Source organism: Pseudoalteromonas sp. 13-15 (assembly GCF_001468205.2).
GTDB lineage: Bacteria > Pseudomonadota > Gammaproteobacteria > Enterobacterales > Alteromonadaceae > Pseudoalteromonas > Pseudoalteromonas marina.
The window spans coordinates 577438-591000 of sequence record NZ_CP019162.1; the positions used below are offsets into that span (position 1 = coordinate 577438).

Consider the following 13563-nt stretch of genomic DNA (forward strand, 5'->3'; position numbering starts at 1 on the left):
CTATGATCATACACGTTAAACATTGGCTTAAATGTAGCCCTCATCCTTTTGCAAAATCACTTTTTCAATTTGCAAAAACGATTCGCAATCCACAAATGATTGTTATCCCGTTTTTTCATTCATCGCTTTATTTTGTTCATCAATTTTTAAAACAATTTATACACGAATTTTTACGTATCACTTATTTTACGCCCCTTTTCAAAAGCCAAATTAAAGGCAGTAAAAAGCAGCTTTATTTATATTCAGGTATGCCGCAAGTGCTGGGTGAGCTTAAGGTTGTGTGTAAAGACAGCGTGAGAATGTCGGGTATTTCTACCTTTTGCGGGCGGGTAGGAGGGCAAACAACACCCACTCTAACCATTGGTAACAATGTGGATATTGGTTGGCAAAATGCGTTTTCGGTAGGACGTACCATAACCCTTGAAGACGACGTTAGGTTAGCAGGGCGTGTATTTTTAGCGGGTTTTCCTGGACACCCGGTTGATTGTGAACGAAGAGCCCAGGGGCAAAGTGATGATGAAAACCAAATTGGCGACATTATTATAAAGCGCGGGGCATGGCTTGGCACCGGAGTGACCGTGCTTGGAGGCGTTACCATAGGTGAAGGGGCGATTATTGGCGCAGGTAGTGTTGTAACTAAAAACATACCCGCCTTTAGTATTGCTGCGGGCAATCCAGCAAAAGTAGTTAAATACATAAAGGAATCATAATATGAGATTTGTTGTTTTTGCAGAGGATTGGGCAAGCCACCCCAGTAGCACACAGCACCTATTTGCTGAACTGGCTAAACATCATGAAGTACATTGGGTTAATTCAATTGGTATGCGAAAACCAAGCCTTAAATTAAACGATTTAAAACGTGTATTTAATAAATTAAAACAATTATTTAGCGAATCAAATAGCGCAACGATTGAAACGCCAGAAGCATTGCATGTTTATAAGCTCCCCGTATTGCCTTGGCATGACAACGCATTAGTAAAACGTTTTAATAAGTGGGTGTATTCTCAATACTTTAAAAATATTTATGATGAGCCTGTTATTTACTGGTTAAGCGTGCCTACAGCCGAATATTTAATTACAAAACAAAAACACGATAAATTAATTTATTACTGCGGTGACGATTTTAGTGCATTGGCCGGCGTTGATGCGTCACTTGTTGCCCCTTGTGAAAATAGCTTGATACAAAACGCTGATTTAATTTATGTCATTAGCGCGTTTTTAATGAACAAAATGCCTAAGCACAAAACAAAAATGTTAAGCCATGGTGTTAGTTACGATTTGTTCACCTCTAAAAGTGAAATTGCACCAGAGATAAGCCACTTAAATGGCCCCATTATTGGTTTCTATGGCAGTATTAATGCCTGGTTAGATATTGCATTACTCACTGCGTTAGTCGCGCAACGACCCAGTTATCAGTTAGTGCTTGTCGGCGATATTGTGGGGCCTACTGCGCAGTTGTTGCAATTTAAAAATGTAACGCATATTCCTGCAATTGAGCATGCTCGGTTAGCGAGTTTTTCTACACATTGGAACGTGTCTGTTTTACCGTTTGTTAATAACGAGCAAATTAGAGCGTGTGACCCATTAAAGCTTAAAGAATATTTAGCGGCAGGAAAGCCTATTGTTGCTACCGATTTTCCCGCAGTAAAACAATATCAAACAGAAATTTTTATTGGCAAAACGCATGATCAATTTATTAATAAAATTGATGAAGCCGTTAGTTTAAACACCATTGAGCGCAGCACCCTAAAATTATCGCAACAACAATTAGCAAAGAACCACAGTTGGGAGTCAAAAGCGCTAAAAGTGCAACAAGACTTATTTATTTTAAATCACGCTGTGTAGCGTGATTTTTTAAACCAACACCCTCTAACATGTCATTTAATTAGGCCTTTGAGAGCTGAGTCTCAAAAGCGTGATCCCCGCTAATAAACTGCTTATTTTTATTAAATTCACAACAGTTGGCGCACCCTGTGCAACACCTTATGTATAGCGCGATATTTGCAGTTTAAATTATTAATTTGCAAACAAACGCCACATTTCGCATAGCAATATGCAAATAGATAGGTAGGGATTATGTTAGTTAGAGAGCAAATAAAACGATTACTTTACTTAACCTTGTACGCTGTATACACACGTGCAAAGTTATTTGTGATCCCACTTTTAGTGGTGCCTTTTGTCATTATATTGCTCACAGTGACTGCACAAAAAAAATATATCAATCATGCCACTATTTTAATAGAGGAGTCGGCATTACTTAACCCGTATCTTGATGATTTATCTTTTTCATTTGATTTATCTAATCGGATGGCAGCACTTCGTACACTCGTTATAAGCAGGAAGGTACTTATTGCAGTAGCAAAAGAAACGCAATTAGTGCCAGAAAATGCGACGCCTGCGCAAATAGAAAAAATTCACCAAGAGTTATCTCAGGCATTGTCTTTGTCGTTGGTAGGGGATGAGCTGGTACGGGTTAATTTTATATGGCATGAGCAAAGTAAAATGAAACTAGTGCTTGAAAAAGTAGTCGAGAAGTTTATAGAACGTTTACTTGCGCCCACCCGAGCATCGCTTGATAGCTCTGAGCAGTTTTTTTATCAGCAGCTGAACAGCATTCGTGATGAGCTTGAATTATCTGAAGAGGCACTTGCTGCCTTTAAATCAACAAACAGCAATACCTTGCCGGCTGTGCTGCACAGTAACCGTCAAACGTTTGATAAATTATTGAGCGATCAACAACAAAAAACAATTGTACTGTCGGGTGCGCAAGCAAAATTAAAAGCACTGGCTACTAAAATGGGCCAAGCAAACCCAATTTTAGGGCGCATTGAAGAAAAAATTATTGTTGCGGAGTCAGAGTTAAGCTTTTTAAAAACACGATATACCGAAAAACACAGTAAGGTTATTTCAAAAAAACGAGAGCTACAAAGTATACGTAATCGCCAGCAATCACTATTAGAGAGCGCAGAAGACTTAGACCCCACCAATATTGAACAGCTATGGCAAATGGCAAACACACTGCCTAGTGGTAAAGACAATGAAAGCAGTGTTCTGGTTTCGCAAATTCTAAAATTAGAAGAGGCCAAAAATGAAGTAGCTCAACACCAACAAGAGTACGACATGCTAGAGCAACAAGTAAAACTCGTTGGTGAAAGGCTATTAGTAACCAGTGATGTAGAAAAGCAGTTAAGAAAGCTAGAGCGAGATTACGATGTTAAACAATCGCTTTATAAAGATATGTTAAGCCGTTATGAAATGGCCAAAGTGACAGGCAAATTGGTTAAGTACGAAGGGCCAGATAAAGTAAAAACCATTGAACGCGCCTACAGTCCAACGCAGCCAATTAATACGTCGTTAGTCGCATCCATTATTGTGGGTATTATTTTAGGTGTGTTTACAAGTAGCACAATTGTGTTTGTAGCGACCTTATTTGACAGCCACTTAAAAGATATTCAAACCATAGAAAAACTATCTTCTTTAGAGGTAGTTACCATTTTACCTATTGTTAAAAATACACCTGTAGATTTGGTGTTTAGCTCAGCGATTAACTCTATTGAACAGGGGAAATAATATGAACGTTTTACATCTAGTTCAGCACTTTAAAATAGGTGGCCTTGAAAAAATGGCCGTCACGCTAATGCAAAAAAGCCAATTTGCAGGCTCAAGTGTGGTTGTATCACTTGAAGGAACGTTGGGCGAGGCTGTTAAAGGTTGGCCACAATTAGCATCGTTTGAAGGGCGGTTAATTTGTCTAAATAAGCCTGCAAAGTTTGATATGAATACGGTAAGCAAACTTACCGAGGTTATTAAAAAGTTCAATATTGATGTAATACACAGCCATCACATAGGGCCAATGCTTTATGCAAGTATGGCATGTATACGCAATAGACGCGTTAAACATGTATCGACTATTCATGACGCCTGGTATTTAAAAAGTTTTAAGCAGCGTTTAATTACTAAAGTGCTTAACAAATTGACAAAAATTAGTTGGGTTGCTGATGCGCAGGTAGTCGCTAACGATTTTTATAACGAAACAGCTATTCAAACCGATAAAACAATACTCAATGGTATCGATTTTAAACAATTTGTTTGCGGGGATGAACCAAACGCCCGTAAAGAACTGCACTTACCGCAAGATATTAACTTAATTGGCTGTTCAGCACGGCTAGAGCCAGGTAAAGGGCACTTTGCATTATTAAGAATTCTTAATTCATTGCCCATTTATACAGAACTTGTATTTGCTGGTAGCGGTAGTTTACATACTGAATTGCTGGATTATGCCACTAAGCTTGGCATTAAAGATCGCGTTCATTTTTTAGGTAATGTACAAAATATGCCGCTATTTTATTCAGCAATTAATGTGATGTGTCTGTATTCGCAGCGTGAAGGGTTACCGCTATCTATTTTGGAATCAATGGCGTGCGGAAAAAGCATTGTTGCTACCGATGTAGGCGGAATTAAAGAGGTACTAACCAGCGAGCAAGGTGTGCTCGTAAAGCCTGGTGATGAGGTTGGGCTCAAAAAAGCGCTGATTGAAGCCATTTATATAAAACATGGAGAGTGTATTCGTCAGCACGTATTTTCAATCGCAAGTGCTACAAAAATGAGTGCAGAGTACGACCACTTTTACAACAGTATTACATCGTGAGGAAAATATAATGACTTATTTATTAATAATATTAGCGGTGTTAATTGCGTTAGTTATATACCACCACGTGGGCTATGTAGCACTTTTAAAGTTATTTAGTCATGGTAAGCGTAAGCGATTAATTAGTTTGAAGAATACCAAAGCAACCACCCATTTTGGTATTTTGATTTGTGCCTACAATGAGCAAGATCACATTAAAGAAAAGTTACATAATTTGGGCGCCATGCTTTACAGCACAGATATGTATGCGATTCATGTATACCTTGATGGTTGTACAGACAAAACATACGAAGAGGCGATGCTTGCCCAGGCTCATTTAGCAACACAACACGTTGAGTGCCATTTGCACTTTAATAAGTATAATTGTGGCAAAGCACATGGTATTAACGAATTAATTAAGCTAACCAAAACGAATTACGATGTTTTATTGTTTACTGATGTAAGCGCGTTATTAAGTATTGATGTACTGACTAATATTGATGCTGATTTTAAAGATAAAAAAATTAATGTTATTACCGGGGTGTATGTTTTAGATGAACAAGCCACACAAGAGCAAAAGCATTACTGGCAATATCAAAACAACGTTAAAAGTATGGAGTCATCTTTAGGGGCGGTGATTGGTGTGCCAGGTGCGATGTTTGCCATTCGTTCACAGTACACAGATTTACTGGATGAAAGTGCCATTAACGACGACTTTATTTTATCAATGAACGCATTAAAAAATGGCGGTAAAGCAATTGTAGATAAAAACATTAATATTGTTGAAAGAGAGTGTGATGAACAAAGTCACGACTATGCAAGACGCGTAAGGTTAGGCGCAGGTAATTGGCAGCAAATAAAGGTGCTGTTAACGCTTTTTAACCCTAAGTTGGGCTGGGTGAGTTTTAACTTTATTTCGCACAAAGTACTACGCGGTATTATGCCGTTGTTGCTGGCTTTAATTTATGTTTTGCTTTTTTCAATGGCGCTGTTTTCAAATGTTATGCTGGCAAAGTTAGGTTGTGGGGCCATTGCGTTACTTCATGGTATCGAACTGACTAAAAGGGTTTTTAATATCACGGCTAAAATACCTGTTGTAGATAAGGTTAACTATATTCTTAATGCCTATTTTTTAGCTTTATGGGGCATCATTAAATATGAAAAAGGCGATTACAAAAGCCACTGGCAGCGGGTGCATAAAGGCAATAGCGAACAAAATGGTGCCATTAAGTGTGTTAAACGCGGTATTGATATAATTGGCTCCGCTTTAGGTTTAATTGTGTTGTCGCCTGTTATGTTATTGGTTGCACTAACAATAAAGCTAACTTCACGCGGGCCTGTGTTATTTAATCAGCTAAGAGTGGGTGAGAGCAGTGACAGCTTTGTTGCATTGTTTAATGTGCTTAAATTTCGTTCTATGGTTGTAGATGCTGAAGTAAAAAGCGGTGCAGTATGGGCATCTAAGGACGATCCTAGAATAACGCCAGTGGGTAGGTTTATTCGTAAAACACGGCTAGATGAATTACCGCAGCTGTGGAATGTGTTAGTAGGGGATATGTCACTGATTGGGCCGCGCCCAGAACGCCCCGTATTTTATTCAAAACTAGAAAAAGACATTCCTTATTTTTCACAACGTACTTATGGCATAAAACCCGGCATTTCAGGGCTTGCACAAGTAATGAATGGATACGATGAAAGCATTGATGATGCAAGAAACAAAATAGGCTGGGATTATGCCTATATGCTAAGTACGTCATCACCTCGTAGCTGGTGTTACATGGAATTGACCATACTATTTAAAACCCTTGTTGTTATTTTTACTGGTAAAGGCCAGTAATCATGCATTGCATAATGCAATAGGATGTTTCAGTCTTAATTGCATTATGCTCTAACTTCCCTTTCAACTATATACCTATCATTAAAACCTATTAATTATCAGTAGCTTAAAATTGGTTCGTTTCTTGTATTAGTAATAGAGAACTTTACTCATTAATAGGTAACTACCATGACTAATTTAGCCAATTCACAAGAACAAACCGTAATTTCGCTTCCTGCTGATTTTTCAGGCTTTACCGTTGACGGATTTAAAGATGAATTTGAAGGGTTGGTGGGAACAGACACTAATTTTATTATTTTAGACTTTTCAAAAACAGAGTTTATAGATTCGTCTGGTATTGGCGCAATTGTGTTTTTATACAAACGAATTGAAAAGAAAAACCATCAACTTTCTTTACTTAATGTGACGGGTCAGCCTTTCAAGTTAATGAACTTATTAAGAGTAGATAAAACAATTCCATTTATTGATTCAATCTAACAGTTTAAGGAGAGGGATATGAAAGCACACATTTTTATTATCATTACTTTATTTTTAAGTGGGTGTGCTTCTTGGCCTGATGAAGGACAAGGAGGTTGGGCAGAAAAGTACCAAAACTACCCGTTAGATGATGAGCAAAAAGATTTAAATTACACACAGCCCGAAGAGGTGGTTCGCAGTGAATTTGAGCACTTAGTGCTAAAGCTTGAGCTGTTAAAGTCTCAAGACATTAAAGCCTGTATGCCTGCACAATTGTTAAAAGCACAAATATACGAAAACCGTATTCGCAGACTTATTGCAGCTCAAATGTGGGAAGATGCAGAACACGACTTACTTATTCATTATCATGGGCTTAACCAGTTAACGCAGCATTTTGATACTGTACAAAAGTTAACTCAATGTGCGGTGGTCAAAGAGAATAAACCTGCTTTATTTAGCGTTAAAAAGCAAATTACTGATTTACTCAATAGTGATAATCAATTTGCGTTCAAGGCGTTTGAGATCACACCTAAATACGCAGTCAGGCTTGCTCAAGCAGCTGATTTAGTTAAAGAGCTTGAAAGCATTTCTATATTGCTAGTCGGTCATACCGACTCGATGGGAGAAATGGCCAGCAACTATGAACTTGCTTTAAAACGCGCTGAAACGGTTAAACATTGGTTAGTGGTTTATGGTGTGCCAGTGCAAAGTATTACAACGCTTACTCAGGGCAGCTTAAAACCTTACAGCGATGAGCCACAAACCGACTCAGTGCGTCATTCAGACCGCCGTGTAGAGGCCATAGTACTTGACGCCAACACCAATAATTTACAGGACAATAAAGCTAAATCGTTAGTGAGTTGGACCAAAATTATTAAAAGTAAGCAGGAGTAAGTTATGAGATATTTATTAACAATCGCATTATTACTTTTTTCGTTTCATGCTTTCTCAGTTTCTAACGCTGATGACGATACGGTGCAGGTAGGCAATAAATTATTTTTGTATATTCCTGGAGAAGTCGATTTTGATAAAACCTTTGAAGTTGACAACAAAGGGCAAATTAATTTGCCCGAGGTTGGGCAATTTGTTGTAGCTAACAAAACTATATCACAAGTTGAGCTAGAGCTTACTCCAGTGTTAGGTGGCTTATTTGTAGCAATGGATGACTTTTATGTAGAGATACGTAGCAGAGATATTTTTATTAATGTTATGGGCTACGTTAATACGCCATCGCAAGTGAGTATTCCTGCAGATGGTAATATCCAAATGGTGATTTCGAAAGCAGACGGTTTAAGACCCGGGGCTCAGCTAGATAGATTGCAAATAAGACGTGGCGAAGAAATTATTGAGTTTGATTACAAAGCGTACCTAGATTCGGGCAATATTAGCTTATTACCTGCGCTTAAAAGCCAAGATACCGTATTTGTGCCCGTTTCACCGTTACTGGGTAATGTACAAATAGACTTTGATGCCCAAACACTCAGTGCAACTGGAGATGCCAACGACGGTAATGCGGTCACTATTTTAGGCGAAGTACATAACCCGGGAAGTTTTTCATACAAAGAAGAAATGACTATTTTAGATGCGCTTATGCGCGCTGAAGGGGTTACGCGTTATGCCGATGTTACTAAAATTAGGGTGATTGTAGATAAATCGCCGGTTATTTTTGATTTAAAAGCGTATTTAGATAAACCATCAGGTAGCACTATGCAGTTATTGCAGCCGGGTTCGACAGTATATGTGCCTATTATGGTTGATGATGTAAACACGACTTCTCGTACCGTTTATATTATGGGTGAGGTTCAAAAACCAGGTGCTTATGAAGCGGCAGACAGTACCAACTTTTTGGATATTTTAGCGAATGCTGGTGGCCCAACTCGATTTGCTGAAACCCGCCATATAAAAATATTAACACCAGAAGGGGAAAGCATTTTATTTGATTTACAAGGCTACAGTGAAGGGATGGTAACCACAAAAGTGCCCGACTTAAACCCGGGCGATGTTATTTTTGTTCCAGAAAAAACAGACGTCAATGAAAAAAGCTGGCTTAAAATTCCGACCAAACGCGCCATTAAAATAATTGGTGCCATTACTTCTCCGGGCAGATATGAGTGGAGTAATGAAATGGACTTTACCGATTTATTAGCACACGCAGGCGGACCTACCAAAGGCGCTAATATCAACGATATAAAAATACTTAGAAACGGTGATGTAACCCAGCGTTTCGACCTTGAAAAATACACCATAACAGACGGTGAAACACCATTGCCAAACCTAGTTGCCGGAGACACTGTCATTGTAGAGGAACTCCCCGTTGACCCTGCTGATAATAAATCGCAGTGGATACGTCAAGAGTCAAGCAAGTCTATTTATATTATGGGGCAGGTTGGTTCACCTGGGCGTTATTCGTTCAACGAAAACATGCATTTTATCGATATTTTAGCGGCTGCTGATGGCCCAACAGGGACTGCAGATATTCGTAATATTAGAGTAACTCACAGAAACGGTAATAGAGCTAAAGTGAGTAAGTTAGATTTAGCGATGTACTTTGAAACCGGTGACGAAACATTATTTCCTAATGTATTACCAGGAGACACTATTTTTGTTCCAGAAAAAAATAAAGACTGGCTACGTACACCTAAAGAACGCGTAGTACGCATTATGGGGGCGGTACAAAAGCCAGGTAGATATAACTTTGACGACACAATGAGCATTTTAGATGTATTAGCTGAGGCCGGCGGCCCTTCAAATTCTGCACTCATTGATAAAATAGTTGTGGTTAATCATTCTTGTTGTAAAGAGCAATCAAGAGTGTTTGATTTAGAAGCCTTTATTAAATCGCCAAACTCAGCAAATATTCCAGTCCTCAGAGCAGGGGATACATTATATGTTCCTGATAAAGGGCAAGACTTATTAAGCCAGTTTAAAGAAAATTTCCTGGATGTAATTACCATACTTGCGTTAGTGGTGGGCTTATGAAATTAATACCAAGTCAATATCATGAGTTAGAAGTGATATGTAATACCATGATTGATAACGATGCGCGATGCGTAACGTTTATATCTTTATGTGGGGCTGAGGGGGCATCTACCGCATGTGTGAGCGTTGCAAAACGCTTACAAAGCCAAAATAAGTCGGTGCTTATAATTGATTTAAACCCAATTAATACATTTAACTCAGACGATAAGTTACCCGATACGTGCAGCCCGTGGCGCTTTGATGATATTTCGTGCCAGTTAGGTGTTACCAATTACCAAGAAGTAAATTTGCTTACAATTAAGCATTTAGCGGCTATTGAGCCTGCTAAAAACAAGCATGTATTAAATGACGCGATTGCTCGCTTAAAACAAGAGTATGACTATATTTTAATAGATATGTCGCCGGCATTAAAACTAAACAGAAACAATGTACCGCTTCATTCTCTAAGTTTGTGTAGTGAATTAACCTTTGTAGCCGTGGCACTTGGTGTAAATGACGAGGAGTCATTATGCAAAGGTATAAAAGAGCTAAAGCAAGCCGGTCATAGCAATATTAAATTACTAATAAGCCAACATAACTTTGCTCCACTGGGGGAGCGTATTATTAGTGTTTTAAATAAGCATAAAAACAAATGGCCTAAATTATGTAACAACCTTAAGTCGAAAATTAATAAACAAAGGTGGTTGTTTGAGCACCACTAAGGGCAATATGGATATTTTATTTGAAAGACGTTTTGAATTGCTTTGGCCAACGCTTAGCGAGATCAGATTGGTTCTTAAACATGTTTTGAGAGCACTTAACGTAAAAAAAGATGAAGTAGATGCTGCGGGTTTAGTTGCAACTGAATATTTAACTAATTTGATAAGGCACAACGAGGGATCAGAACAGCATATTTTTTTACGCATAAGCCAAGCTAATAACGATGGTTATACACTTACATTTATTGATGAGCTTACGCCTTACAATTTATTTGAAAAAAATAACTCTCAGTGGAAACTAGGCTCAGGCACTTTGGTTGAAGGTGGTATGGGAGTTGAACTGATTCGCCACTACTTCAAAGAGGCAGAGTACGCATCAGATAAAGGTAAAAACTATTTTACTTTCCCACTAGAGCACATAGATAAACGACCCACCGTTATATACGTTGACGATGATGTTACCCAGCTCGCACTTATGAGCGCCTATTTAAAAGATCACTTTCAAGTTGTTCCTTGCGAAAGTATTGAAGCCGGCTGGCAAGCAATTTTAACTGCCGATGCACGAATATTGCTGCTTGACCACAAGCTAAAAAATGGAACGTGTGAGCCACTTTTAGAAAAGCTCAACCAGTCAAATTTAAAGTCACAGTTATCGGTTGTTATGCTAACAGGTGACGATAGCGAAGAGGTAATAAGTAAAATTAATCGGTTAGGTGTAGATGACTATTTAATTAAGCCAGTTAAAAAAAATAAATTGCTGCAGAGCATTGAACGAGTAACACACCGTTTTGCTTACTTATCGTATCAAACAACATTTGAATCTACACCGTCTAAAATTCATTTACAAAATGATAAAAGCGCGCATCTTTTTGGGTCTATTAGCTTGGGAAACGGTGGTGACTTTTTTATGCCCATTAACGATGAATGCAGTGCATTTGTGCTTGGCGATATGATGGGGCATGGTTTGCAAGCGCTTAAAGAAAGTTTTGCAATTAAAGGGTTTATAAGTGGTTTTTTGGCCACCGGTTTGCCTTATCAAAATATGTTAGCGGCACTTAATAACGCTTTGTATAAGCAGCAACTTTGTAAGTCTAGTTTAGTCACGCTTGTTATTTGTTTTATTGAGAACAATAAACTATTTTGGTTAAATGCCGGGCACCCGCCGCCAGTTGTAATACTCAATAATGGCAAAGTACACCAATTAACAGGCACAGGACCACTGTTGGGTCTGTCAAAAGAGCATAACTACACACTATACGAAGCAGGGCTTGACGATGTTGAACATATTTTGTTGTACACCGATGGCTGGACTGAAAATCGTTTCACCGATAAAGATGAGATAGGTGAACTAACTAAAATTATTCCTCAAGATTGTAAAACGTCTGAAGAGTTTGCACATTGCTTGTGGAAAAATTCACAAGTTACCCTTTCTAAAGAAATTGACGACGCCTCATTAATTATAATTAACTGAGTTTGCATTACTTGACACTTTATAGCTATATTAAAGGCATATATTCTATCTGTTTGAATTTATGGCAACTTGCCAACTGAGACGACTTTATGCCACCTACAGTTCTAATCGTTGAAGATACGCAGTCTTTAGCAATGATGTACCAATCCTACTTATTACCAACGGGTGTTAATACACTTGTGGCAAGTGATGGCCAAACGGCCATGGATATAATTAATAAGGTTCACCCCGATTTAATTGTACTTGATGTTATGCTGCCTGATATGAATGGGCTTGATATTTTAGCGACATTAGAACCCGATAACTCGCCTCAAGTTGTTGTATTAACTGGTCATGCAACAAAAGAAATGGCTATTCAGGCAATAAAACTAGGCGCGAGTGACTTTTTAGAAAAACCAATAGAAGCAGACCGCTTCAGAATAACGGTTAACAACGCGCTTAAAATTAAAAACTTAAAGCAAACCGTTACACAATACAAAAATAAATACGAAAACGGAAAGTATTTTGATTTGATTGGCAGCTCAAAGCAAATGCAGTCTGTTTATCAAATTATAAGTTCGGCGTCTGCCAGTAAGGCCACTGTTTTCATAACAGGTGAAAGTGGCACGGGTAAAGAGTTGTGCGCACGAGCTGTTCATCAAGCGTCTAATAGAGCGAATAAGCCTTTTGTCGCCTTAAATTGTGCAGCAATACCAAAGGATTTAATTGAAAGTGAAATTTTTGGGCATTTAAAAGGGGCGTTTACTGGCGCCATTGCTAATAGAGTCGGTGCTGCAGGGCAGGCTAACGGCGGGACGCTGTTTTTAGATGAATTGTGTGAGATGGACATTAATTTGCAAAGTAAACTTCTGCGATTTATTCAAACAGGGAGCTACCAGCAAGTGGGTAGTGAAAAAGAAGTAAAAGTTGATGTTAGATTTGTTTGTGCAACTAATAAAGACCCGCTTATTGAAGTTGAAAACGGCCGTTTTAGAGAAGATTTATATTACCGACTCCATGTTATTCCTATCGAGCTGCCACCTCTGAGAGCGCGCGGAACAGATATTATTGAAATTGCCGAAGCCTTATTTGTAAAATTAGCTTTAGAAGAAAATCATCCTTATAAAAGTATTTCAGAAGGCGTAAAACAGTTGCTTATGCAGTACAGTTGGCCAGGCAATGTAAGGCAGCTCGAAAATGTGATCCGTAATGTATTGGTACTTCATCCTGAACAATATATTGATACCGATATGATCCCCGCATTACCGGTCAGTACAAAAACGCAGACGCAACACACGCCAATTATCAGCGAGCAGCCAGTAAGTACTGAAACACCCGCCTTTGATATGGCAACATCACAAAGCGAAGTTAAACCCCTATGGCTTGCAGAAAAAGAATACATTGAGCACGTTATAAAAATATGCGTGTCGAATGTGCCTAAGGCTGCATCACTGCTCGATGTCAGCCCTTCTACACTTTACAGAAAAATTAAAAGCTGGGAAGAGCTCGAGTAACT

Annotated in this window: 11 protein-coding genes; all 11 read left to right on the forward strand. The window is 38.6% G+C overall.

Annotated features, from left to right (window positions below):
* Nucleotides 1-2: 2 nt before the first annotated feature.
* The 11 genes from ATS72_RS02760 to ATS72_RS02810 all read left to right on the forward strand — a co-directional run bounded on the left by ATS72_RS02760 (nucleotide 3) and on the right by ATS72_RS02810 (nucleotide 13561).
* A complete protein-coding gene (locus ATS72_RS02760) occupies nucleotides 3-710 on the forward strand; it encodes an acyltransferase (RefSeq protein ID WP_058428773.1) in 708 nt (235 codons plus the stop codon).
* 1 nt (nucleotide 711) lies between these two features.
* On the forward strand, nucleotides 712-1845 hold the full coding sequence (locus ATS72_RS02765) for a glycosyltransferase (RefSeq protein WP_058428774.1): 1134 nt from the start codon (nucleotides 712-714) through the stop codon (nucleotides 1843-1845).
* Between the two features lie 231 nt (nucleotides 1846-2076).
* Nucleotides 2077-3570: a GumC family protein gene (locus ATS72_RS02770; protein WP_008131305.1), complete on the forward strand. Its 1494-nt coding sequence runs from the start codon at nucleotides 2077-2079 to the stop codon at nucleotides 3568-3570.
* 1 nt (nucleotide 3571) lies between these two features.
* A complete protein-coding gene (locus ATS72_RS02775) occupies nucleotides 3572-4648 on the forward strand; it encodes a glycosyltransferase (RefSeq protein WP_058428775.1) in 1077 nt (358 codons plus the stop codon).
* A 10-nt stretch (nucleotides 4649-4658) separates the two neighbouring features.
* Nucleotides 4659-6464 carry a sugar transferase gene (locus ATS72_RS02780; RefSeq protein ID WP_058428776.1) on the forward strand — a complete coding sequence of 602 codons (1806 nt, stop codon included), beginning with the start codon at nucleotides 4659-4661 and terminating at the stop codon, nucleotides 6462-6464.
* Nucleotides 6465-6632: 168 nt separating this feature from the next.
* Nucleotides 6633-6941 carry an STAS domain-containing protein gene (locus ATS72_RS02785; RefSeq protein ID WP_006792900.1) on the forward strand — a complete coding sequence of 103 codons (309 nt, stop codon included), beginning with the start codon at nucleotides 6633-6635 and terminating at the stop codon, nucleotides 6939-6941.
* 18 nt (nucleotides 6942-6959) lie between these two features.
* Nucleotides 6960-7814, forward strand: coding sequence for an OmpA family protein (locus ATS72_RS02790; protein WP_058428777.1), 855 nt, complete (start codon nucleotides 6960-6962; stop codon nucleotides 7812-7814).
* 3 nt (nucleotides 7815-7817) lie between these two features.
* The gene (locus ATS72_RS02795; RefSeq protein ID WP_058428778.1) at nucleotides 7818-9899 is read left to right on the forward strand and encodes an SLBB domain-containing protein; all 2082 of its coding nucleotides are present in this window, start codon (nucleotides 7818-7820) and stop codon (nucleotides 9897-9899) included.
* Nucleotides 9896-10600 (forward strand): AAA family ATPase, encoded by a 705-nt coding sequence (locus tag ATS72_RS02800; protein ID WP_058428779.1) that lies wholly within the window; start codon nucleotides 9896-9898, stop codon nucleotides 10598-10600. Before ATS72_RS02795 ends, ATS72_RS02800 begins: the two co-directional genes overlap by 4 nt.
* A gap of 7 nt (nucleotides 10601-10607) precedes the next feature.
* Complete coding sequence (locus tag ATS72_RS02805; protein ID WP_058428780.1) at nucleotides 10608-12068, forward strand: SpoIIE family protein phosphatase; 1461 nt, start codon at nucleotides 10608-10610, stop codon at nucleotides 12066-12068.
* Between the two features lie 89 nt (nucleotides 12069-12157).
* Nucleotides 12158-13561 (forward strand): sigma-54-dependent transcriptional regulator, encoded by a 1404-nt coding sequence (locus tag ATS72_RS02810; protein WP_058428781.1) that lies wholly within the window; start codon nucleotides 12158-12160, stop codon nucleotides 13559-13561.
* Nucleotides 13562-13563: the final 2 nt, after the last annotated feature.

Bases quoted from the DNA above. Each gene is read 5' to 3' on its own strand.
- ATS72_RS02795 (WP_058428778.1), top strand. From the start codon at position 7,818: ATGAGATATTTATTAACAATCGCATTATTACTTTTTTCGTTTCATGCT.
- ATS72_RS02800 (WP_058428779.1), top strand. From the start codon at position 9,896: ATGAAATTAATACCAAGTCAATATCATGAGTTAGAAGTGATATGTAAT.
- ATS72_RS02780 (WP_058428776.1), top strand. From the start codon at position 4,659: ATGACTTATTTATTAATAATATTAGCGGTGTTAATTGCGTTAGTTATA.
- ATS72_RS02790 (WP_058428777.1), top strand. From the start codon at position 6,960: ATGAAAGCACACATTTTTATTATCATTACTTTATTTTTAAGTGGGTGT.
- ATS72_RS02810 (WP_058428781.1), top strand. From the start codon at position 12,158: ATGCCACCTACAGTTCTAATCGTTGAAGATACGCAGTCTTTAGCAATG.
- ATS72_RS02785 (WP_006792900.1), top strand. From the start codon at position 6,633: ATGACTAATTTAGCCAATTCACAAGAACAAACCGTAATTTCGCTTCCT.
- ATS72_RS02760 (WP_058428773.1), top strand. From the start codon at position 3: ATGATCATACACGTTAAACATTGGCTTAAATGTAGCCCTCATCCTTTT.
- ATS72_RS02775 (WP_058428775.1), top strand. From the start codon at position 3,572: ATGAACGTTTTACATCTAGTTCAGCACTTTAAAATAGGTGGCCTTGAA.
- ATS72_RS02805 (WP_058428780.1), top strand. From the start codon at position 10,608: ATGGATATTTTATTTGAAAGACGTTTTGAATTGCTTTGGCCAACGCTT.
- ATS72_RS02770 (WP_008131305.1), top strand. From the start codon at position 2,077: ATGTTAGTTAGAGAGCAAATAAAACGATTACTTTACTTAACCTTGTAC.
- ATS72_RS02765 (WP_058428774.1), top strand. From the start codon at position 712: ATGAGATTTGTTGTTTTTGCAGAGGATTGGGCAAGCCACCCCAGTAGC.